The organism is Bacillus sp. F2HM (assembly GCF_019266135.1).
GTDB classification, from domain to species: domain Bacteria; phylum Bacillota; class Bacilli; order Bacillales; family Bacillaceae; genus Bacillus; species Bacillus safensis.
The window spans coordinates 1-22065 of sequence record NZ_LRMO01000031.1 but is presented as its reverse complement, the minus strand read 5'-3'; the positions used below and the strand labels follow the sequence as shown (position 1 = coordinate 22065).

The window sequence follows — 22065 nt, the reverse complement described above, 5'->3', positions numbered from 1 at the left end:
TGTCCATCGTGGAACAAAAGAGATACGACATAGAAGGAATCCAAGTGGGACAACCTATCATCACCTATGCGAATGGAAAAGAAATCAAAACAGCCATCAACAAAAGGCGCATTCATGAGCCTGTGTATTTAAGTCAGGTCAATTTTGAAGGAGATGGTCAGGGGGATTTGGTTCATCATGGGGGTTATGATAAAGCCGTCTGCGTCTTTCCGTATGATCATTATGCTCACTTTGAACAATTTCTAGGGGTTCCATTACAGGAAGCTGCCTTTGGCGAGAATGTAACAGTACGCCAGCTAGTCGAAACGAATGTGCATATTGGCGATGTGTTTCAGCTTGGAGATGCATTTGTTGAGGTGAGCCAGCCAAGACAGCCTTGTGTGAAATTGTCTTTTAAGCATGGCAACATGAAGCTTGTAAAGGAAGTGCAGAAAACAGGGTATACAGGCTTTTATTTACGTGTACTGAAAGAAGGCATGGTGCCGCCTGATGCTGCGCTTGTACTAGTAGAAAAAGCGTCCCATCAGATTACGGTCCATGAAGTCAATGAAGTCAAATATCGTCAAACAAGTCCAGAGAGACTGAAAGCCGTTCTTGAAGTAGATGCCTTAGCAGATGTGGTCAGGAAGTCTTTAGAAAAACGAATTCAGCACATTTAAAAAAAGCCGTACATCAGCTTAAGATGTACGGCTTTTCAGCGCTTATGAGCTGCGTACGGCTTTTCAGCGCTTATGAGCTGCGTTTCTTTTGCTCAAGAAGATTTGCAAGGAAATATGTTTTTAAGCTTTGAAGCTTTCTTCCTTCATGCTTGGTCACACCAAGCTTCTTTAATTCTTCGACATACCAGCCTTTGCTACCATAATGCATGATAGAAAACTCCTTTCAATTGAAACTGCCTGCATTGTAACATCTCAAAAAAGAACGTGAAAAGCGTGCAGGTGTCAAGAAATGAAAACTGATTCTATCTGCCTATGATCCATGTATATGCTGGAAATATTGATTTATGAATTTGGCGGGTTGAGGGTAACGAGGATCATGCCGACCGTCATAATCATGATGATAACACCCAGATAGGTCATCATGGATTGTTTTTTCTTAATCCCTACAACCGTTAAGATAATACTTTCGATGAAAAAGATAACACCTATGATGATGAACCACATATCAAATAAGACCCCTTTCGCATATCTTTGCCTATTTTACCACAGGCTTTTTTGTTTAGTCGTGACAGATTCGTGAAACGGGCATGAAAAAATCCCCTCCAGTGAAGGAGGGGACCCGCTGCTTACAGCTTTGTTAAAATAATCGGTTCGTCTTTAGTGATCACAATCGTATGTTCAATCTGTGCGACTAGACTTTTATCTGGTGTTTTAAATGTCCAGCCATCATCAGCCTGATAAATCGATTCAGCATTTGTTGAAATGAAAGGTTCAAAGGCAATGACTGTGCCATTTTTAAACAAAGCATTATCGAATGGATCATAGTAGTTCAAGATATGGTTAGGTGCTTCATGCAGATTCTTCCCAATGCCGTGTCCTGTCAGGTTTTTAATGACGGTAAATCCTTGTTCTTTCGCTGTATTGTAGACCGCACGGCCAATTTGGTTTTGTCTTTTACCGGCTTTTGCATGCTTTAATCCTTCAAGGAACGCATCCTCCGCACACTTACATAATGCTTCAAGACGAGCATCACCTGTACCTAAAACAAATGAAATGCCTGTATCGGAATAATAGCCGTCCAGTTCTGCTGAGATATCAATGTTCACAAGGTCGCCCTCTTGTAAAATGGTTTTTTCACTAGGGATACCGTGTGCAACTTCATCGTTCACGCTGATACAAGTGGTACCAGGGAAGTCATATTCCTTTTCAGGTGCTGAATTGGCCCCATGTTCTTCTAATATTTTTTTCCCAATCAAATCTAATTCTTTTGTAGACATGCCTGGTTTCGCTTGGCTTTTCATTTCTTCTCTTGCCAAAGCGACAATTCGGCCGACTTTTTTTAAGGCTTCTAACTCATGATCATGTTTGACAATCACTGTTCATTCCCGCTTTCTATATCTTCATTCTATTCAATAGCTTACCACAATTTACGCAAAAAGAGTAAAGAGCGGAATTCAAATGAATGTGGACAAATTGGTATAGATAACTAGACGTGCATATGATATATTTTTTATGAACATCATGAATGATTTGGTCATGATGATGACAAAGGGGGGAAATCAGATGGTGTTTCAGTTTTTTCAAAAGCTAGGAAAATCATTTATGCTTCCAATCGCTGTACTTCCAGCAGCAGGGATTATTTTGGCCATTGGGCGGGAGGATGTATTCAATATCCCGTTTATTCATGCGGCAGGGAATGCAATTTTTGCGAACTTGGCTTTAATTTTTGCAATGGGTGTAGCGATTGGTATTTCAAAGGATGGGAACGGGGCAGCGGCATTATCAGGAGCGATCTCTTATTTTATTTTGTCAGCCGGTACAACGTCGATTAACTCAACCAACAATATGGGGGTATTGGGCGGTATTTTATGCGGGCTTTTGGCAGGTTATGTTTACAATAAATTTAAGGATACGAAACTGCCGGAATACTTAGGTTTCTTTAGCGGAAGGCGGCTTGTGCCTATTATGACCGCACTTTTCACCATTCTATTAGCAGCCGTTTTCGGTTATGTATGGCCGCCGATTCAAAGTGTAATCAATGATTTAGGAGAATGGATTTTAAGTCTAGGTGCAACAGGTGCAGGGCTGTTTGGTTTCTTTAACCGATTGCTCATTCCATTAGGACTTCACCATGTCTTGAATAACTTATTTTGGTTTCAATTCGGTGAATTCAGCGGGGCAACAGGGGATTTAGCGCGATTCTTTAAAGGAGATCCAAGCGCGGGTGTCTTTATGACCGGATTCTTCCCAGTGATGATGTTTGGTCTGCCAGCGGCATGTCTAGCCATGGTTGTAACTGCAAAACCTGAGAAACGAAAAGCAACAGCTGGTCTGATGATTGGGATGGCACTTACATCATTTATAACAGGGATCACTGAACCAATTGAATTTTCTTTTATGTTTTTATCACCACTTTTATATGGTGTCCATGCTATTTTGACGGGGCTTTCGCTTTTTATTGTGAACACTCTTGGGATTCATAGCGGCTTTGCCTTTTCAGCAGGTGCGATTGATTACGTCTTAAGCTTCGGTATTGCGCAAAAACCGATCTTGCTTCTTGTAGTAGGAATCATTTATGGCGTCGTGTACTTTGTCGTTTTCTATTTCCTCATTAAACTATTAAAGCTGAAAACACCAGGCAGGGAAGATGATGACATGGAAGATATCGCAGCGGATGATGCGGTGACGGCAGGAGGAGCGAGTATGCTCGTAGAGGGGCTTGGCGGCAAAGACAATATCACCACGATTGATCATTGTGCCACACGTCTTCGCTTAACAGTAGAGGATACTAATTTATTAAATGAAGCTACATTGAAAAAAGCAGGTGCCAAAGGGGTACTGACTTCTGGAAAAACATCCGTACAAATTATTATTGGAACGAATGTAGAATTTGTCGCAGATGATCTCCGTAAGGAAGTCGATCGAGATTAAAAAAAGCGTTCAGCCAGGTCAAATGGGCTGAACGTTTTTTTGTTTACGCTGTTCGATCACTAGCACAATACTGATCACAACGAGTAAGAACCATGAGCTAATTTTCCCTAGATGAACAATGGACCAAGCATGCTGCTGATTTGGATATTGCCATGCGCCTAAAAAGGTGGTGACATTTTCGGCAATCCAAATAAAAAAGCCAATCAGGAGAAATGAAACAACAAGCGGCATTCGAAAGGAAGATGGACCAACCTGAAACGAAACCGACGTTTTCCGAAACACAACAACAAGCAGACATGTCAGCCACCACCTGACATCATAGAGCCAGTGATGCGTAAAGAAATTGAGATAAATGCACAAACTGATGCCAATTGAAAGAAATGGATGAGGCCAGTCGGCCACTTTTACATGAAGCCGTGAAAATGCCTGATAAATATAACTAGCCACACTTGCATACATAAAGCCGCTATAAAGTGGAACCCCAAATATTTTTGTATAAGCTTCTTCTGGATAGGACCAAGAGCCCATATGTACTTTATACACTTCTAAACAGATTCCTATGAGATGAAATAGACAAATGACCTTTAGCTCCGCCCAAGTCTCCAGCCGCAGCGTCAGCATCAGGATCTGAGCTGCGATGCAAAGCAGTAGAATGAAATCATACCGGTGAAGAAAAGGAATAGACACCGTCTTTGATAGGGCAAGCGCCGCAAAGATCATGACGGGGAATAGACATGAGATGGCCTGTAAATAAGCAAAATGAAATAGTGTTTTCATACAAAATTAAACCCCTTTTTACTGTCTGAAATGACTTAGACGGTTTTAGCAAGGGAAAAGTTTACCTCAACTAGATATTCATGAACAATTTGTGAATATGTATGTGAAAAAGATCACAAATTAGATATAGAATAGTATAATAAGATCATAAAGAAAATGTGAAATACTTCACATAATTTAAAAGGAGGCATCATCATGTTTACAAAATTCTTACAAACGAATGTATGGGCAGCCGTTATCCTTTTGGCAGCAAGACTTTATATCGGATGGACTTGGCTGACATCTGGTATTGGAAAACTAACAGGTGGATTTGATGCATCAGGCTATTTGCAATTTGCGATATCTGAACCTGTCGTCAAAGATGGTCATCTTGTGTATCCGTTCTATGTATGGTTTTTAGAAAATGTCGCTTTGCCAAATGCCGGACTATTCAGTGCCATGGTCATGTGGGGAGAAATCTTAGTAGGACTAGGATTAATTGTTGGATTATTTACAACAACGGCAGCCTTTTTTGGAAGCGTGATGAATGTCTCTTTCTTACTAGCTGGAACCGTCTCTGTGAACCCGCTGCTTCTTCTGATCGCAGTCTTCATCATGGCAGCGAAAGGAAATGCCGGAAAACTTGGTCTTGATTATGTAGCAGGTCCAGTCCTCAAACGAAAACTGAAAAGAAAGCCGCAGTTAGAAGTGGCATCATAATAAAAGAAAAGCATCCTGAGTAAACGCTCAGGATGCTTTTTTATTTAAGAATTGGCTTTTATCAAGTTGATATGCAGCACGGTGAGTTCATGCTGGCTGATATCAGGATCATGACCAACGATAAATTCGAGCTCATAATCACCGGTTTGATACACATATTTTTTCTCTTTTGTCTGCGGTATGGTGCTCACTGAATCCGCTGGTCCAAGCTGTTTCTTTAGTAACGAAGGGGTCATACCGCCGATATTTGTTTCTTTTTCTACATTTGTACCGAAATAACGGATTTCATCAATTTTGCCTTTTGCATCATAGTGAAAAGCAAATCCGGGATTTCCCATTTCCGCATGATACAAATCAAAGCTGCTTTGACCTGTTTCTGGATATGGATAACCGAGCTTATGATGAACGTCTTTTTTTGTTTGAACGCCTATTTTCAGGCCCTTCGCATAGTAGGGCATTTGTCCTTTATGTGCCAGCTTATAAATACTGTTAAGCGCGGCTTTTGGACCTTGAGGAACGGATTGCTCTGCGGCCATGGCGTGTGCTGAGACAGCAGGGCTGAAACCGAATAGGGCAGACGAAGCAAGTGAGGCAGTCACGACAAAAGCTGCTGTTTTCTTCATGATAAATCCCTCCTTCTTCTCCTATACCCGGTGCCATCATGATCAAACGTGAAAAGAACCAGCTGATCAAGGATCGGCTGGTTCTTAGCATGAGAACGTTATTTTGAAGAAGAGCTGGATTCATCTTTGGCGGAAGAGGAATCCTTTTCATCCTGTACTTTCTTTGTATAGTCATAGTCGTTGCGGTCAATCGGTGTAAAGCCTTTAGGCTTGTAGAAACGGAGTAAATCTTCGGTGACAATCTTATCAGATGTCTCCAGCATCTTTTTCACCGTTTCATTTTCTTGTGATGCCTTGTCAGTTGGCTCGATTTTCTCGCCTGTTTTGTTGCTGTAATAGTTATTGCCTACTTTCGTGTAGTCTTTAGACACGAAGTCACCGTTTCTAAATGGCACAAGCTCTTTAAAGTTCTTCGATAAGATATCAGAACCAGACATTAAATAGTTCTTCGTATCATCGCCAAGCAGGTGCAGAAGGGTTGGTGCGACATCGACTTCACCAGAGTATTTATGAATCTGTCCGCCTTTTACGCCAGGAACATGGATAAAGAGCGGCACACGCATGAGCTGCGCATTTTCATAATCTCCGATTTTTTGCCCTGTCACTTTTTCCATCGCTTCATTATGATTTTCAGAAATACCGTAATGATCTCCGTACATAATGACGACTGTGTTGTCATAGAGACCTGACTTTTTCAAATCGTTGAAGAACTGTTCAATCGCTTCATCTAAATAATGAGCCGATTGGAAGTAGTTATCTACGACAGAGTCACCGAAATCACCAGGTTCGAAATCAGTATCACCTTCATCCATTCCAAATGGGAAATGGTTCGATAATGTAATGAATTTCGAATAAAACGGCTGCTTCATGTTTTTAAGGATTGGCATTGACTCTTTGAAGAACGGTTTGTCTTTCAGTCCATAGTTCTTCGTATCCTGCTCGTTCATATCGTAGTACTCAGAATCGTAAAATCTGTCATATCCAAAGGATTTAAACATTTCATTACGGTTCCAGAAGGTTTTCGTATTGCCATGGAATTCTGCTGACGTATATTGATCCTTCTTCAAAATACCAGGAAGTGCTTGATATGTGTTTTGCGCTTTGTTAATAAAAACAGAGCCCTGTGATAATGGGAATAACCCAGTATCCATCATAAATTCAGCATCAGACGTTTTTCCCTGTCCTGTTTGATGGAAGAAATTATCAAAGTAAAACGTTTTGTTGTCGTGTGCCAATGAATTAAGGAATGGCGTTACTTCTTTTCCATTCACCTTATAATCAATGACAAAGTTTTGCAGAGATTCAAGAGAAATTGTAATGACGTTCATGCCTTTCGCTTTCCCGTAATAAGCAGGGTTAGGATCAGCGCTGTTCGCTTTTAAATAGTTCTCTACATCTGTCACGTCATTTGAATTTGCCAGAGCACGCTGGCTGTTTGATTTCACATTTTGAATGGCATCAAACACAGTAAAGTTATAAGCACCTAAATATTTAACTAAATAATTGCGGTCGAACGATCTTGATAAAAGCTCTGGACGATCGATCTCTGCAGCCACTAAGTTTAAAACAAAGATCACAACAGAGGACACAAGGACGAGTCTAAACGATTTTGACTTTTGAACAGGTACAGTGGCTGTACTTGTTTGCTGCTGCCTTTTCATGCGGACTGCAAGTACAATCAAAATGATTGTATCAATAAAGTAAAACACATCAGTCCAACGCATGAGTGAAAATGCACTATCACCTAATTGTCCGCCATTCGTTCCTGCCTGCATCACTGTAGGCAGCGTGATAAAGTCATTGAAGAATCGATAGTACACGATGTTTGCGTATAGTAAAAAAGACATGAAAAAGTGAATCACAATGATAGCGGCAGGCTGCCATTTTTTCTTGAACAATAAAGCAAAGCCAAGAAAGAACAAGCTGGAGCTAATAGGATTCACGAAAAGCAAAATATGCTGAAGCACATTTGATATACCAAGTTTAAATTCGATTAAATACGCTGAATACGTTTTGAGCCATAGTAAGATGGCTGCAATCAGAAAGAAGCCGAGACCTCTTTTTTGAATAAATGTTTTCATATAAACACTCCTTTTCTCCGTTAAACGGAAGAGGCGGAACGAAAGAAAACGAACCATTAGAATATACCACGAAATGCACAAATAGAAAAGTCATAACCGGTGAAGAGCCTTTGCAAGCCTGTCCGAGCAATAAAAGGAGAGAAAATGAAAATATTCGCCCGTCGAAAAACTTTTTATGAAAAACGACCTATTATTGACAGAAAATTCAGCAATTTCCCAGTTGCTATATCAATAAAACAGGCAAAAAGACACAAGTCTAAAGAATTAATTTGATTTCTACAATGGTCATTTAGAGAGTATTTCCATTGTTTATTAATGTTTATGCAGATTAAACAAAAAAAATGAGCCATGGAATGGAATAAGACGATGGATAAAAATTCCTCCCAAACAATATATCAATATATTTTTGTGTTCCACGAAAATAATGGTTTTCATGTATTTTTTAAGGGTTTCATTTATTTTAATAAGTGAACAAATTATCTAAATATACTTAAGTGAACATATCGAGACTATAAACTTCTGAATTGGGGTCGATATAGACAGTGACAGGAAATCTTCCATTGAAAGGATTGATAGTATATGACTGTACGAGCAGAGAACCTCGTTCAGAACTGGTTTCCGAGTGAGGACGGAAATGCAGGAGAGCGTAAAGAATTCATCAAATTGATGGAGCAGATCATTTCAGGGGTCGATGACCTGAAAGATCCCAACCGTGCACACCTTAAAGGTGAAAAGAATCGTGGGGAGGACTTTTACAAAAAGCTCACTGAAACAAGTCAAATTCCGATGAACGGACAGCAAGCGGAACTTGTGAATGAAGAATTACTGAAGCTTTTACATAACCATCCATACCACACCAAGTATTTCTTCACGAACATTTTGCCAATGGCAAGTACACCAGGAATTTTAGGCATGCTGACAGCTATGCTGGTAAATGGAAATAACCTTTGGGATGTTTATGGACCAGCAGGTGCGGAAGCTGAGGTCAGAGTGGTCTCAATGATGTCTAAGCTCATCGGATATGATCCAAATATGAGCGGGGGATACACAACATGGGGAGGTCAAGGAGCGATTTTTTCAGGACTTCGTTTAGCGATCGCAAAAGTTGCGCCCGAGTCACTGCGAAAAGGAGTTCCGCAAAATCTTTATGCGTTTTGTTCTGATGCTGCACATTACAGCTTATTTAAGTCAATGGAAGCAACAGGACTTGGCACAGACAACTTGGTCAGAATTAAGACGAATAAAGATCATTCAATGGATATGGAAGATTTGCGTTGTCAAATGGAACGTGTTGCACAGGGTGGCGGGATTCCCGTTTATATTGTCGCAACAACCGGAACAACAGATGCCATTGCAATTGATGATGTCAAAGGGGTACGTGAAACAGCAGAAACGATTGCTGAAAAGTATGATCTGAAGGTGCCGCATATTCATGCAGATTCGGCGCTGGGTGGATTCTTTGCTTTCTTTAATGAGTATGATGTATCGGAAAACCCGCTGCAATTCTCAGACGGTGTTCTTCGTATGCTAAAAGAAATCAAAGCGAAATTCCAGCATCTTTCTCTTGCAGACTCGATGTGCTTTGATTTTCAAAAGCTTGGCCAAACACCTTACACATCCAGTTTATTCTTAGTGAAAAACGCTGCTGACTTAAAGCGTTTGGACCTGGAAGAACAAGAGACGCCATATGTTGGCCATAGAGGCTACGGGGAATACCATACGGGTTATACACTGGAATGCTCAAGAATGGGAAGCTCAATCAGTATGCTAAGTGTGCTCTTAACGTTTGGGATTGAAGGCTATCAGCGCTTGCTCGGTCAATTTTTAGAAGTGAACCTTGCCTTCAGAGAAGCACTTAGTAGGGAAATTCCGCAAGCAGAAGTCGTGAATGATGACAACGTCGGAATGGCTACATTATTTAGAATTTACCTAGACGGCTCACCGCGTTTTCAAGAAGAGATTTCTGGCGAAGCAACTTCAATGGAAATTGAGCGAAACAATGAATTGAACAAAATGCTGTTTGAAAAACTTGGAGAGAAAAGAGACGAGATGTTCTTTGGCGATACAACGAAGTTTTTACTTGTCAACTCAAAAGAAGGCCAAGAATTCTATCTAAGTGTTAGTAAGTTTTTTGTCATCTCACCTTATACGTTACCAGAGCATATCCCTCATATCGTATCTTATTTAAAAGATGTGATTGCATCTGTTTGTGGACAATTTGAAAATGTACATGCTTAAATCAAATCTGAGAGTGGAGATGTAGGAAAAAATGGCGAAACAAAGGAAATTTGGAGGATACACGATATCCTCTAAAATCATGTCAGTCGTTACCGTAACATTACTCGCAACCGTTGCATTATTCGTTCTAACCTTTTATCTAGTCAGCCAGGATTTATCATCCCAGTTATTAAAGCAATTTGATTATCGATTAACAACAGATATTGATACCGCCAAAAAAGAAATCGATAACATCGATGGAAACGTGCTCAGCATTAGCGGGAAGGATGATCCTATTTATGCCGAGATCAAAACGAAATTCACAGAGCTTCAAAAAGATCATACGCTTGAGAACTTATACGTGTTATCTAATAAAGGCGGTAAAGAAAGAATTATCGTATTAACTGGAGAAGACAATGATTTTGACCAGGATTATGCATTCTCAGATGAGATGAAACAAGCTCTTTCTGAAGATAAAATGGTCAAAAGTGATATTTACAAAGATTCATTTGGTACACATAAATCAGTCTTTTTGCCAATCAAGGATTCAGGTGGTGAGCTGACAGGGATTTTAGGCATTGATTTAGATGCGTCTGTCGTGCCTCAAACAACGCAGAAGCTGATGATCTATATCACAGTGGCATCTGCCATTGTGCTTATCGGTGGATTACTCTTCTCATACTTCATGGGAAGAAGGATTGCAAAACCAGCACGTTCCTTGATGGAATCAGCGAACCGAATTGCTGACGGTGATTTAACTGGTATGGTAGAGGTTGAAAGTAAAGATGAGATCGGCCAGCTTGCCGCTTCCTTCCAAAAGATGCAGGGACGGATTAAAGAGCTCATTTCGAAAATCTCAAACTCATCTAGTGAAGTGTCGAAAATGTCTTCACAGCTTCGTACGGTGACGACCGAATCAAGTCAAAGTGCGCAGCAAGTATCAGAAGCCATGACGAATATGAGTGAAGGAATCAATGATTCTGTCGCAAATATCACGGATTGTACGACATCCGTTGCTGAGATCGATACGCAAATCGAAGGCGTCACAAAAGAAGTTGATGAAATGAAATCTGTTTCATCTAACGTACAAGAGCAGTCAGAATCTGGTCAAAAATTAGTGAACCATGTGCTTGATCATCTGAATATGCTACATGACAAGATGACCAACTCAAAGCAGGCAGCAGAAGAATTACAATCTCATTCAACGGAGATTGAAAGTGTCATCTCAATTATTACGGACATTTCAGCCCAAACAAATCTGCTTGCACTGAATGCTTCAATTGAAGCGGCACGTGTTGGAGAAGAAGGAAAAGGGTTTGCTGTTGTGGCAGATGAGGTGCGCAAGTTAGCTGAACAATCAGCGGATGCGGCTAAAACCGTTTCAGACCTTGTCATCGGCACACAGGAAAACAGTCAGCGCGTTCTTGAAAGTGTAGAGGAAAGCAGTAAAGCAGTGGAAGAAGGACGTGAGCAAATGGAAGGCACGTCACAAAATTTCGCTTTGATTTACGACGGTGTATCTCAATTTTCAAGAAGAACGAACAATTTGCTTGCTTCTATTAAGCAAGTTGAGCAAGCATATCAAACGATTTCTACATCGATTGAGCAAATTTCTGTTGTATCGGAAGAACATGCAGCCAGCTCTCAAGAAGTGGCGGCAGCAACAGAACAGCAAAGTGCTGGTATGCAGCAAATTTCAAGTGCGATTGAACAGCTCTCTGACATGTCGGATGACTTAGCACAAATGGTCTCTACCTTCAAAGTCGACAATAAATAACGAGAAAGGGCTAAAATATTTTAGCCCTTTTTCTTTTTTCAGCGAAGAAGGGACGAGCACCTGAGCGCAGGACTCACACCGAATGCGAGGGATTGTCTAGATGCTGAAGCTGGCTCTTGTGAGAGAGCCAGCTTTTTTGCTATGCTTAATCAAATACTTGCGGCGAAAGGAGAAACGCTATGGATTTTGCGCAGAGATTATCAGAAGAACGGATCAAAAAAGCGATGGATAACGGGGCTTTTGAAGGATTATCTGGCTTTGGGAAACCTCTGCCAAAAGATGATGCTGCTCATGTACCAGAAGAACTTAGAATGGGCTACCGCATCATGAAAAATGCCGGATTTGCTGGGGAAGAAACAGCGCTGAAAAAAGAACTTATGACTGTCAAAGAGCTGCTTCACTCCAGTATAGACGGAGAGGAGAGAAAGAAGCTGTCTCTCATATGTGAAGAAAAACAAAAACGTCTGGATGAACTTACATCTAAGCGCCAAACTTTTGCCCGCCCAGCTTCCTCCTTTTATAAAAATAAGGTCTACGAGAAATTAACGGAGCATAAAAAAAGATGATGACACGCTGCCTCTCCCTGAGCACATTGAGGGAGCTTTTTTTATGTAAGCGCTACATTTTGTTGTTGACTACATGTATATACAAATATAAAATAAGAATCAAACATGTATATACAAGTTTTTTGGTTCTTTTTTCTTATATAAAAAAACGATCTCGGAGGGGATAGTATGGCTGATTATCAGGCAGCAGCAGATCAGATTGTGAAAGCCATCGGCGGCAAAGAAAATATTGATCAAGCGACACATTGTGTAACAAGACTGCGCTTTGTGCTGAAAGATGAAGGCAAGGTGGATGAGAAAGCACTTGAACAAATTGATGAAGTGAAGGGATCTTTCTCAGCGAACGGTCAATACCAAGTTGTTATCGGCCAAGGGGCCGTCAATCGAGTATATGCCGAAATGGTCAAAAGGACGGGGATTGGGGAAGCCACAAAAGAGGACGTAAAGCGTGCCTCTGATCAAAAATTAAATCCATTGCAGCGTGCTGTGAAAACGCTTGCGGATATCTTTATACCGATTCTTCCTGCCATCGTCACAGCCGGTTTATTAATGGGGATTAATAATATTTTAACAGCTCCTGATATTTTCTTCGATCAAAAATCGATTGTGGATGTGTATCCGGCATGGGCTGACTTAGCGAATATGATCAACTTAATTGCAGGCACTGCCTTTACATTTCTGCCAGCATTAATTGGCTGGTCAGCTGTGAAGCGGTTTGGGGGGAATCCGCTTTTAGGGATGGTCCTTGGTCTGATGCTCGTACACCCGGACTTGTTAAACGCATGGGGCTATGGTGCGGCTGAAAAGACCGGTGACATTCCTGTTTGGAACTTATTTGGACTTGAAGTGCAGAAAGTAGGCTATCAAGGACAGGTTCTTCCGATACTCGTTGCCTCTTATTTACTTGCAAAGCTCGAATTATTTATTACAAAACGGACACCTGAAAGTATTCAGTTGTTAGTTGTTGCACCGATTACGTTATTAGTCATTGGATTTTTATCATTTATCGTCATTGGACCTGTTACCTTTGCAATCGGTAATGTTTTAACATCTGGACTTGTAGCCGTATTCCAGCAATTCGCAGCACTTGGCGGTCTATTATACGGCGGTCTGTATGCAGCATTAGTCATTACAGGAATGCACCATACGTTCCTCGCTGTTGATATTCAATTGATTAACTCAAAGCTGCATGGCACGTTCCTATGGCCAATGCTTGCACTGTCCAATATCGCACAGGGATCAGCTGCACTGGCAATGATGTTTGTCTTAAAAGATGAAAAGCAAAAAGGACTTTCGCTGACATCAAGTATTTCTGCTTATTTAGGAATTACCGAACCGGCCATGTTTGGGGTCAACCTGCGTTATCGATTCCCATTTATTTTTGCACTGATCAGCTCAGGATTAGCCGGTATGTTTATCGCCTCTCAAGGGGTGCTGGCAAGCTCAGTTGGTGTTGGAGGCATTCCAGGAATTTTCTCCATTATCCCGAAATATTGGGGGGCATTTGCAATTGGAATGGTGATTGTACTCATCCTCCCATTCATCGGTACTCTTTTATATGCAAAACTAAAAAAGAAGAAGGATTTTTCAGAAGAACTTAACTAGTGGTGGTGAAGGAAATTGAATCAGCAATCAAATGAACCATGGTGGAAAAAAGCGGTGGTCTATCAAATTTATCCGAAGAGCTTTTTAGATACAACGGGCTCTGGTACAGGTGATATCAATGGCGTGACGAAAAAGCTTGATTACATCAAAGAGCTTGGGGCGGATTGTATTTGGCTCACGCCAATGTATGAGTCCCCGCAGCATGACAACGGCTATGATATTAGTAATTATACAAAAATCCATGACATGTACGGCACAATGACAGATTTTGAACACATGCTGAAGGAAGCGCATGAGAGAGGAATACGGGTCATCATGGATCTAGCCGTTAACCATACATCCATTTTCCATGAGTGGTTTCAAGCCTCGCGTGAGTCAAAGGATAACCCTTACCGAGATTATTATATTTGGAAGGAGCCAAAAGCGGACGGATCTCCGCCGAATGATTGGCAGTCGAAATTTGGCGGTCCAGCCTGGGAGCTAGATGAAGTAACAGGAGATTATTATCTCCATTTATATGATGTCACTCAGGCAGATCTCAATTGGGAGAAGGATGAGGTGCGCAGGAAAGTATATGACATCATGCACTTTTGGTTTGAAAAAGGAATTGATGGGTTCAGGCTGGATGTCATCAACAACATCTCAAAGGATCAGCGCTTCTTAGATGACGCCGGACAATCTGTGCAAGGCGACGGCCGCATGTACTATACGGACGGGCCGAGAATTCATGAATTTCTGCATGAAATGAACCAGGAGGTTTTTTCGAAATACGATAGCATGACAGTTGGAGAAATGTCTTCAACGAATATCGCAGACTGTATTCGGTATACAAGACCTGATCGGCAGGAGCTGGATATGACGTTTAACTTCCATCATTTAAAGGTGGATTATCCAAACGGCGAAAAGTGGGCGATCGCACCATTTGATTTTCAAGAATTGAAGTCGATTCTGTCTGAATGGCAGACGAAAATGCATGAGGGCGGCGGCTGGAATGCGCTGTTCTGGTGCAATCATGATCAGCCGCGGATCGTTTCAAGGTATGGTGATGATGACACGTATCATCAGCAATCAGCGAAGATGCTGGCGACCACGATTCATCTGATGCAGGGGACTCCTTATATTTATCAAGGTGAGGAAATTGGCATGAAGAATCCCCGCTTTGAGGACATTTCGTCTTACCGTGATATCGAATCACTTAATATGTACGAAGTCATGCTTGAAAAGGGAAAATCAAAGGAAGAAGCACTCGCCATTTTACAGGTCAAGTCAAGAGATAATGCGAGAACACCAATGCAGTGGACCTCAGAGAAGAATGCAGGTTTCTCAACAGGAACACCTTGGATTGAGCCAGCCCATAACGACATTTCGGTCCAAGCTGCGTTAAAAGACCGGACGTCCATTTTCTATCATTACCAAGCCCTTTGCAGACTGCGTAAAGAACTTGATGTGATCACATATGGCAGCTTCTCCTTACTTTTAGCAGAAGATCCAAAGGTGTTTGCTTATGTTAGAGAAAGCAAGGATGAGAAGCTCCTCGTGATCAATCACTTTTATCCAGGGGAGGCGGACTTCACGCTTCCTGATGAGCTTGTGCAGGCTGTAGATGAGATGGAGGGGCAAGTCCTGTTATCCAATTATGAGGATGTGCCGGCACATATCAAGGGATTTACGTTGCGCCCATATGAGTCAATCGTTTATCATTTAACCAAACGCTAGAAAATGGGGCGGAGGGAAAATGAAAGAGAATAAGTTTCGAGTGATTTATGATCAGCTCGCAAGACGAATTGAGCAAGGTGAATGGCAGGATAAAGGCATCCTCCCATCAGAGCATGAACTTTCTATCATGTACGACACGTCCCGGGAGACGGTGAGAAAGGCATTAAATATTCTTGTGCAAAATGGCTATATTCAAAAAATCCGCGGGAAAGGCTCTGTATTACTGAATCGGGAGAAAATGCAGTTCCCTGTATCAGGTCTTGTCAGCTTTAAAGAGCTTTCCCAAACGCTTGGCCGAAAGACAGTCACAACGGTTCATGAATTTGGCTTAATTAAACCGGATCAGTATATTCAGTCTCAGCTGAAAATTGATGAACAGACAGACGTCTGGAAAGTCATTCGATCTCGTAATATTAGCGGAGAAGAAGTGATTTTAGACAAGGACTACTTCTTGCAAAAGCATGTCGAAGTATTGTCTAAAGACATATGCGAAGGATCAATCTACGAGTATATTGAGGGAGAACTCGGTGTATCGATCAGCTATGCTCAAAAGGAATTTGTGGTAGAGCCATGTACAGAAGAGGATGCCAAGTACCTTGATTTGAAGGGATTTGACCATGTCGTTGTGGTAAAGAATTATGTGTTCTTAGAGGATACGAGTCTATTTCAATACACAGAAAGCCGTCACCGATTAGACCGCTTCAGATTCGTCGATTTTGCTAGAAGAGAAAAAACGGACAGAGCATAGGCTCTGTCCTTTTCAGGTTTTGGAGAAGCGGGGATATACAACGACAAGATCATGATTTATAGGAGGAAAAATGATTAGACTGAATCGACCACTAAAATTACGGGATTTAGAAATTTTTAGCGTGATGAAAGATCATCGAATATTATGTTACGTGATTATTGAAGATACTCGAAAACCGTTTACGGAAGAAGATCGAAAACTAGATCCATTATGTTATATGGATGAAGAAGATATACAGGCGATTTTGAATGTGTTTCATATTTCAATTATTAATGATGAAAAGTTAAGTGAAGAGGATTTAACTCTTGTTCAATCGTATTTTGCTGAATTTGTAAATAATACGAATTTAACGAATTTTATTACGAGAGATTATGTTCAAGAGGATTTATATGCCGTCGATGATGAAGATGACATCACATTCTTCAATAGAATGCTGCGTCATATAGGATCAGATGATGTGAAACAATTTGATAAACGCAATTGGATTTATTTATCCCAAGATTGAGATGAGAAAAGACAGAGCCTAGGCTCTGTCCTTTTTTTAGGATGATACATTATTTCTTGTACGCTTGCGCTGGTAGTAATATAGGATACCGCCTGAGGCAAGCATGAGTACGCCAATCAATACAGCTGTATACATCATCGTTGCTGTATTTGGCAGTGTGCCGCCTGGGAGTCTGGTTCCATCTTGGTTTGGATCTGTACCTCCGCCTGGCGCTGATGTACCGCCGTCTCCGCCAGTTTGATCTGGCGTTGTTCCAGCTGCCCCGCTTTGGTTGAGTACGGTATATTCGCTGAAGTGTTCAGTTTGACCTGATACGACCCCATTTTCGAACGCTCCGTTACTTGTTTTGGCATAACGGTTTTTCTTGCGGTCTACATAATATACACCAGGTTTCTTCGCCTTTTGAGGCTCATCTAATGTAAAGGATAGTGTGACAGGATCTTTAAAGGTAGAAACCTTTTTCTGATCTTGTTTGATTTGGAAATCATACGTATCCGTTAATGCATTTTTCACCTTATTCGTCTTTTTCATCCATATATCTGCGCTTTTCTCGGATAAGTTGGAGAACGGTAATGCGAGTCCCACTTTGTCATGATAGATGGTGACGTTTGGATCTTGCTCTCTTTTCTTCAGCTCGGCTACCTGCGCTTTTGATAGAGACAATTGAACGTTTTTCGCTTCGCTCGCTTTGTCTAAATAGAGCAATGCTTTGTTTGTATGCTGCACATACGTTTGGAATTTCTCATCATCTTGAATGTCATAGGCGCCTTTTCCTTTCGCACGCGGAAGGAACACTTCTTTCACCCTGTGATCGATGACAGGAGAAATATGCGCGCCGTCTGCCTGTTCAATTTGCTCTTTGAAGATTTCATAGTCAACATAGCCTAAGTCTTCGCCGTGAGAGGCTTCTGTAAAGACGCTGTAGCCATCGCCGCCTGTGCCGACAAATGCGTTTGTCGCCACGCGGTATGTTTTCTTATCATCAATGTCTGTTAGTTTGCCGTTTTCGTCTTTCAGTTTGACATCAATGAGTCTGCTGCCAGCTGGTTTACTCAGTGTAAACGTATATTCAATGCCGGCTACATGAGGGAATGCGCCGCCGCCTTCCTCAATGCCTGAAAGTCCTTGTTCGAGTGCTTTCTTAATTTGGCTGCCTTTTAGATCTGCGACATATAGTGTGTTTCCAAATGGCATGACCGTTAAAATGTCACCTAAAGTGATATCTCCTTTTTCAATGCTGCCTCGAATACCGCCGCCGTTTGTGATGGCAAGATCAGCACCAGCAGATTCTTGTGCTTTCTTCAGCATGCCGTCAGCAATAAAGTTCCCAAGGTTCGTTTCCTTCGCACGGACATGCTCGCGTTGTCCATTTAAGAGGACATCGGTAGACCCGACTTTTTCCGTTTTTAAATCTTGAATATCTGCCTTGTACTGATCGAGGATCGCTTTTGCATCGGCATCTTCTTTGACAGAGTCATCGATGGTGATGAGGTCAAAAGAAGATGCCTTTGGCTGTACGACTCCTTTTTGATTAAAGGCCACGTCTACTTTTCCTAAGAATTGTCCGTAGTCTTTTACCTGGGCGACAATCGTTGGTTCTTTCTTATTGACGACCTTTAATTTTTCAACAAGGGTGTGCGTGTGACCGCCAATGATTAAATCAATACCGTCTACTTTTTGAGCAAGCTCAAGGTCACGGTTATAGCCAATGTGTGTTAAAGCAATGATTTTGTTGATTTTTTCTTTTGTTTGAATCGTGTTGACTGTTTCTTTTGCTTTCTTGTATGCATCCTTGAATTGAATGTTAGGACCGCTGCTGGATGTAATGGCCGTGTCTTCAGTGGTTAAGCCGAATACAGCCACTTTTTCACCGTTTACATCAAGCAGGATGTATGGGTAAATCCCAGCTTCTTTTTTCTCACCAGCTTTAAATGTCGCTGGCTTTTTCACTAAGCCGCTCAATTGTTTTTCCTTAGAGACATCAACGTTTGATGACACAATCGGGAATGCAGGCTTTTCAAATTGATGACGGTTTTTCGCATCTACATCTGATGCATCACCTGTCAGGAATTGACGAAGAACAGAAGGACCTTTGTCAAATTCATGATTACCAAACGTCATGGCATCATATTTCATTAAGTTCATGAGTTTTAGGTCGGCAAGTCCTTGCCATTTTGTGAAATATAGGTCACCAGAGAAGACATCTCCAGCATCTAATAAAATGTTGTTCTTGCTTTCGGATCGAACTTCTTTAATCTTTGTTGCACGTCTTGCCGCATCATCAAGGTGTGCGTGTGTATCGTTTGTATGCATCACCGTTAAGTTCCAGTTGTCTGATGCAGGCGGTTCTGTTGTGCCATCCTCTTTAAAGGCTAGCTTGTACACGCCAAGACCATCTGTGCTGGCGTTACGAACAAAGTCTACGCTGCTTGATTTTTTAGCAAACGGCTTAGCCAAAAGAGAAGATTCGAATGTGACTGTTGCGCCCTTGACTGGTGCAATGGACCAGTTTTGATCCGCACTTGGATTGATGGTTTTTTGTTCGATAATATAATCCATCAGCACTTGGCGGTTCTCATCAGCTGAGGCAAGCACCACTTTATCTTGCGTCAGATGCGGGAAGCCCCCGCCGCCAGAAGCTCGATAGTTGTTCGTTACGACTAAAAATTCTTGATTGTCAGAGACTGGTTTCCCATTGTAGGACAGGTTTTTGATGCGGTTTGCATTCGCATTAACAAGAGTGCCTGTTGTGCTGTACTTAGCAGGCTGCGTCACATCGACTTGATAGGTGACACCATCGATCACATCAAAGTTATACGAGCGGTATTCTTCGTTTAAAATAGGCTGTTCATTTGAATTGTTTGGTTTGATCTGATTAAACTGTCCGGCAGACATCTCAAGCCAGTCTTTCACTTCATTGCCTTTCAGTTTGACAATCTGCACGGTGTTATCGTAAAGGTAGAGATCGCCGATGTTTTTAATTGCTAAATCACCTTTTGCGATATTTGTATAATAATTTACACCGTTTCGGCCGCCGGCTTTAAACGGGGCGCCTGCAGATAAAATCGGTAAGTTTTTGTATGACGTGTCCTTCATTTTTTCTTGTGCATACCATTTTTGTGCATCTGTCACAATTTGAATAGAAGGGTCATCCATCACTTGAGCAAAAAAGCTGTTAATGTCTGCTTCTGTTTTACCGACAGGTTTTCTCACATAATCAAGTGTGTTTTGATGCGTTGTTTGAATGGCATCTTTCACAGTGCTGTTTTGAGAGGTGACTCCTGCAACTGATTCAATCTTTCCTGTTCCGTTTGTGACCTTCCATTTGCTGCCGTCAGGCTCTAATGTTAAATCAATGACTCCGAGGTAGCTTCCCCAGTTTTTTGACATGACGACTGGAATGCCGTTGATCGTTCCTTTTGAGACATCGAATTTGTCGACGCCGCTATATTCAGCGCTTGGGAATGTGCCGTGCTGGTGGCCGGACACGATCGCATCGATGTCTTTCGTTTTTGTGGCAAGGTCAAAGATCATATTTTCTGATCCTTTAGGCGAAGCGGTTTTTTCAATTCCTGTATGGGCAAGAGCGACGATGATATCTGCGCCTTTTTCCTTCATTTCAGGAATGGTTTCATTGGCAGATTCGACGATATCCTGCACTTGAACTTGTCCATCTAAATGCTTCTTATCCCACGTCATGATTTGCGGTGGAACGAATCCTATGTAACCGACTTTCACAGTTTGTGAAGCTCCGTTTGCATCTTTAAAGGTTTTATCTTGGATCACATAAGGCGTAAAACGGTGTTCTCCATTTAGCTTTTTGACGTTCGCATTGACAATCGGGAAGTTAGCGCCGGCAATGGTACCATCAAGAAATGATAATCCGTAGTTAAATTCATGATTGCCAAGTGTTCCTGCATCGTACTTTAGTTTGTTGAGTGTATGAATAATGGGGTGAACCTTTGTTTGATTGATAATACTGTCTTTTTCATTTTTGTAAACGTATTCTCCAAGAGGGGTCCCTTGAATCAGGTCTCCGTTATCAACAAGGAGGGTATTTGGATTTTGTGAACGGTGCTTTTCAATCAGCTCGGCTGTTTTTGCCAAACCAAATTCATTTGTTTCTTTGTCGCTGTAATAATCGTAATTCATCATGTTCGCATGTACATCCGTTGTGGCTAAGATGCTGACTTTTACGGCATCGCCGTTTTCTATTGCTGCATGAGTAGGTACTGCTGGGAGAATGAGACTAATCATCATAATGGAAGTGAGCAGAATAGACAGGTTTTTCCTTCGTTTAGACCTATGTGCTTGCTTCTTCACCTGATCTCCGCCTTTCTAATTTTTTTGACCACAATACCTATTGTAGAAATGTTTCGTTAACTTTTGTAGTTATTTTTTGCAGATTATTGTAAAGATAACATAAATCATACGAATTGCCTTGTTGAGAGGATATAAATAAGTCTAAATGCTTATTTTCATCATAAGGGGTTTTCTGATCGGGATAGGATGTTTGATTTCAATGTACCCGGGTATAGTGTGTAGTGTAACGATAATCAAGCAGGAGGGTTTCTACATGGGTAAGAAAATTGCAGTTGTATTAACAGATTACTTTGAGGATGTTGAATTCACCGAGCCTGCAAAAGCCTTTAAAGATGCAGGCCATGAGATCACAGTGATTGAAAACGAAAAAGGAAAAACAGTGAAAGGGAAGCAAGGAGAAGCAGAAGTGAGAGTGGATGCGTCCATTGATAACGTGAAGCCTGAAGACTTCGATGCACTTCTGATTCCTGGCGGGTTCTCACCAGACATTCTGCGTGCAGATGATCGCTATGTCCAATTTACAAGAGCATTTATGGACGAGAAAAAACCAGTATTTGCGATCTGTCACGGACCACAGTTGCTCATTACAGCGAAGACGCTGGAAGGCAGAGGCGCGACTGGCTATACATCCATTCAAGTAGATATGGAAAACGCAGGCGCAAAATTCAAAGATGAAGAAGTTGTTGTTTGTCAGGATCAGCTTGTGACAAGCCGTACACCTGATGACATTCCAGCATTTAACCGTGAATCATTAAAACTGCTCGCAAAATAAGCAGTTTTGACAGGATAAACAAAGCCAGCACTTTGCGGGGTGCTGGCTCAGACCGTAGACAAACCC

Annotated in this window: 18 protein-coding genes; 11 read left to right on the top strand and 7 right to left on the bottom strand. The window is 41.5% G+C overall.

Features of this window, described 5'->3' with window-relative positions:
* Window positions 1-8 precede the first annotated feature (8 nt).
* A complete protein-coding gene (locus AWT60_RS17315; RefSeq protein ID WP_056767670.1) occupies window positions 9-659 on the top strand; it encodes an MOSC domain-containing protein in 651 nt (216 codons plus the stop codon).
* Between the two features lie 70 nt (window positions 660-729).
* Here AWT60_RS17315 and AWT60_RS17310 read toward each other — a convergent pair whose 3' ends face one another.
* The 3 genes from AWT60_RS17310 to map all read right to left on the bottom strand — a co-directional run bounded on the left by AWT60_RS17310 (window position 730) and on the right by map (window position 2035).
* On the bottom strand, window positions 730-867 hold the full coding sequence (locus tag AWT60_RS17310) for a YflJ family protein (RefSeq protein WP_064497716.1): 138 nt from the start codon (window positions 865-867) through the stop codon (window positions 730-732).
* A gap of 134 nt (window positions 868-1001) precedes the next feature.
* Window positions 1002-1163: a hypothetical protein gene (locus AWT60_RS17305; protein WP_087976421.1), complete on the bottom strand. Its 162-nt coding sequence runs from the start codon at window positions 1161-1163 to the stop codon at window positions 1002-1004.
* A 122-nt stretch (window positions 1164-1285) separates the two neighbouring features.
* Complete coding sequence (map, locus tag AWT60_RS17300) at window positions 1286-2035, bottom strand: type I methionyl aminopeptidase (RefSeq protein ID WP_024424611.1); 750 nt, start codon at window positions 2033-2035, stop codon at window positions 1286-1288.
* Between the two features lie 187 nt (window positions 2036-2222).
* On the opposite strand from map, the gene nagE reads away from it, so the two are divergent.
* A complete protein-coding gene (gene nagE / locus AWT60_RS17295; RefSeq protein WP_218677560.1) occupies window positions 2223-3590 on the top strand; it encodes an N-acetylglucosamine-specific PTS transporter subunit IIBC in 1368 nt (455 codons plus the stop codon).
* A gap of 18 nt (window positions 3591-3608) precedes the next feature.
* Here nagE and AWT60_RS17290 read toward each other — a convergent pair whose 3' ends face one another.
* Window positions 3609-4367 carry a DUF817 domain-containing protein gene (locus AWT60_RS17290; protein WP_041106285.1) on the bottom strand — a complete coding sequence of 253 codons (759 nt, stop codon included), beginning with the start codon at window positions 4365-4367 and terminating at the stop codon, window positions 3609-3611.
* A gap of 195 nt (window positions 4368-4562) precedes the next feature.
* On the opposite strand from AWT60_RS17290, the gene AWT60_RS17285 reads away from it, so the two are divergent.
* Complete coding sequence (locus tag AWT60_RS17285) at window positions 4563-5066, top strand: DoxX family protein (protein WP_024426621.1); 504 nt, start codon at window positions 4563-4565, stop codon at window positions 5064-5066.
* A gap of 44 nt (window positions 5067-5110) precedes the next feature.
* Here the strand turns inward: AWT60_RS17285 and AWT60_RS17280 are convergent, their stop codons facing one another.
* Both AWT60_RS17280 and ltaS read right to left on the bottom strand, forming a co-directional pair.
* Window positions 5111-5689 carry a YjgB family protein gene (locus AWT60_RS17280; protein ID WP_218677559.1) on the bottom strand — a complete coding sequence of 193 codons (579 nt, stop codon included), beginning with the start codon at window positions 5687-5689 and terminating at the stop codon, window positions 5111-5113.
* Window positions 5690-5787: 98 nt separating this feature from the next.
* Window positions 5788-7770 carry a lipoteichoic acid synthase gene (gene ltaS, locus AWT60_RS17275; RefSeq protein WP_056767679.1) on the bottom strand — a complete coding sequence of 661 codons (1983 nt, stop codon included), beginning with the start codon at window positions 7768-7770 and terminating at the stop codon, window positions 5788-5790.
* A gap of 579 nt (window positions 7771-8349) precedes the next feature.
* Here ltaS and AWT60_RS17270 point away from each other — a divergent pair.
* From AWT60_RS17270 to AWT60_RS17240, 7 genes are all read left to right on the top strand, one after another.
* The gene (locus AWT60_RS17270; RefSeq protein ID WP_218677558.1) at window positions 8350-10008 is read left to right on the top strand and encodes a pyridoxal phosphate-dependent decarboxylase family protein; all 1659 of its coding nucleotides are present in this window, start codon (window positions 8350-8352) and stop codon (window positions 10006-10008) included.
* A 31-nt stretch (window positions 10009-10039) separates the two neighbouring features.
* On the top strand, window positions 10040-11764 hold the full coding sequence (locus AWT60_RS17265) for a methyl-accepting chemotaxis protein (RefSeq protein WP_056767683.1): 1725 nt from the start codon (window positions 10040-10042) through the stop codon (window positions 11762-11764).
* Window positions 11765-11943: 179 nt separating this feature from the next.
* Window positions 11944-12330 carry a DnaJ family domain-containing protein gene (locus AWT60_RS17260; protein ID WP_034283684.1) on the top strand — a complete coding sequence of 129 codons (387 nt, stop codon included), beginning with the start codon at window positions 11944-11946 and terminating at the stop codon, window positions 12328-12330.
* Between the two features lie 168 nt (window positions 12331-12498).
* Window positions 12499-13935 carry a PTS system trehalose-specific EIIBC component gene (gene treP / locus AWT60_RS17255; protein ID WP_024425856.1) on the top strand — a complete coding sequence of 479 codons (1437 nt, stop codon included), beginning with the start codon at window positions 12499-12501 and terminating at the stop codon, window positions 13933-13935.
* A 15-nt stretch (window positions 13936-13950) separates the two neighbouring features.
* Window positions 13951-15651, top strand: a complete 1701-nt coding sequence (gene treC / locus AWT60_RS17250; protein WP_218677557.1) for an alpha,alpha-phosphotrehalase — start codon at window positions 13951-13953, stop codon at window positions 15649-15651.
* Window positions 15652-15670: 19 nt separating this feature from the next.
* Window positions 15671-16399 (top strand): trehalose operon repressor, encoded by a 729-nt coding sequence (treR, locus tag AWT60_RS17245; RefSeq protein ID WP_024425854.1) that lies wholly within the window; start codon window positions 15671-15673, stop codon window positions 16397-16399.
* A 70-nt stretch (window positions 16400-16469) separates the two neighbouring features.
* Window positions 16470-16904, top strand: coding sequence for a hypothetical protein (locus AWT60_RS17240; protein WP_024425853.1), 435 nt, complete (start codon window positions 16470-16472; stop codon window positions 16902-16904).
* A gap of 36 nt (window positions 16905-16940) precedes the next feature.
* Here AWT60_RS17240 and AWT60_RS17235 read toward each other — a convergent pair whose 3' ends face one another.
* Window positions 16941-21227, bottom strand: a complete 4287-nt coding sequence (locus AWT60_RS17235; protein ID WP_218677556.1) for a multifunctional 2',3'-cyclic-nucleotide 2'-phosphodiesterase/3'-nucleotidase/5'-nucleotidase — start codon at window positions 21225-21227, stop codon at window positions 16941-16943.
* Between the two features lie 253 nt (window positions 21228-21480).
* Between AWT60_RS17235 and AWT60_RS17230 the strand changes: the two genes are divergently transcribed.
* Window positions 21481-21999 carry a type 1 glutamine amidotransferase domain-containing protein gene (locus tag AWT60_RS17230; protein WP_024425275.1) on the top strand — a complete coding sequence of 173 codons (519 nt, stop codon included), beginning with the start codon at window positions 21481-21483 and terminating at the stop codon, window positions 21997-21999.
* Window positions 22000-22065: the final 66 nt, after the last annotated feature.

Bases quoted from the DNA above. Each gene is read 5' to 3' on its own strand.
- AWT60_RS17240 (WP_024425853.1), top strand. From the start codon at position 16,470: ATGATTAGACTGAATCGACCACTAAAATTACGGGATTTAGAAATTTTT.
- treR (WP_024425854.1), top strand. From the start codon at position 15,671: ATGAAAGAGAATAAGTTTCGAGTGATTTATGATCAGCTCGCAAGACGA.
- AWT60_RS17310 (WP_064497716.1), bottom strand. From the start codon at position 867: ATGCATTATGGTAGCAAAGGCTGGTATGTCGAAGAATTAAAGAAGCTT.
- AWT60_RS17230 (WP_024425275.1), top strand. From the start codon at position 21,481: ATGGGTAAGAAAATTGCAGTTGTATTAACAGATTACTTTGAGGATGTT.
- treP (WP_024425856.1), top strand. From the start codon at position 12,499: ATGGCTGATTATCAGGCAGCAGCAGATCAGATTGTGAAAGCCATCGGC.
- AWT60_RS17270 (WP_218677558.1), top strand. From the start codon at position 8,350: ATGACTGTACGAGCAGAGAACCTCGTTCAGAACTGGTTTCCGAGTGAG.
- AWT60_RS17290 (WP_041106285.1), bottom strand. From the start codon at position 4,367: ATGAAAACACTATTTCATTTTGCTTATTTACAGGCCATCTCATGTCTA.
- AWT60_RS17280 (WP_218677559.1), bottom strand. From the start codon at position 5,689: ATGAAGAAAACAGCAGCTTTTGTCGTGACTGCCTCACTTGCTTCGTCT.
- AWT60_RS17305 (WP_087976421.1), bottom strand. From the start codon at position 1,163: ATGTGGTTCATCATCATAGGTGTTATCTTTTTCATCGAAAGTATTATC.
- nagE (WP_218677560.1), top strand. From the start codon at position 2,223: ATGGTGTTTCAGTTTTTTCAAAAGCTAGGAAAATCATTTATGCTTCCA.
- ltaS (WP_056767679.1), bottom strand. From the start codon at position 7,770: ATGAAAACATTTATTCAAAAAAGAGGTCTCGGCTTCTTTCTGATTGCA.
- AWT60_RS17285 (WP_024426621.1), top strand. From the start codon at position 4,563: ATGTTTACAAAATTCTTACAAACGAATGTATGGGCAGCCGTTATCCTT.
- AWT60_RS17265 (WP_056767683.1), top strand. From the start codon at position 10,040: ATGGCGAAACAAAGGAAATTTGGAGGATACACGATATCCTCTAAAATC.
- AWT60_RS17260 (WP_034283684.1), top strand. From the start codon at position 11,944: ATGGATTTTGCGCAGAGATTATCAGAAGAACGGATCAAAAAAGCGATG.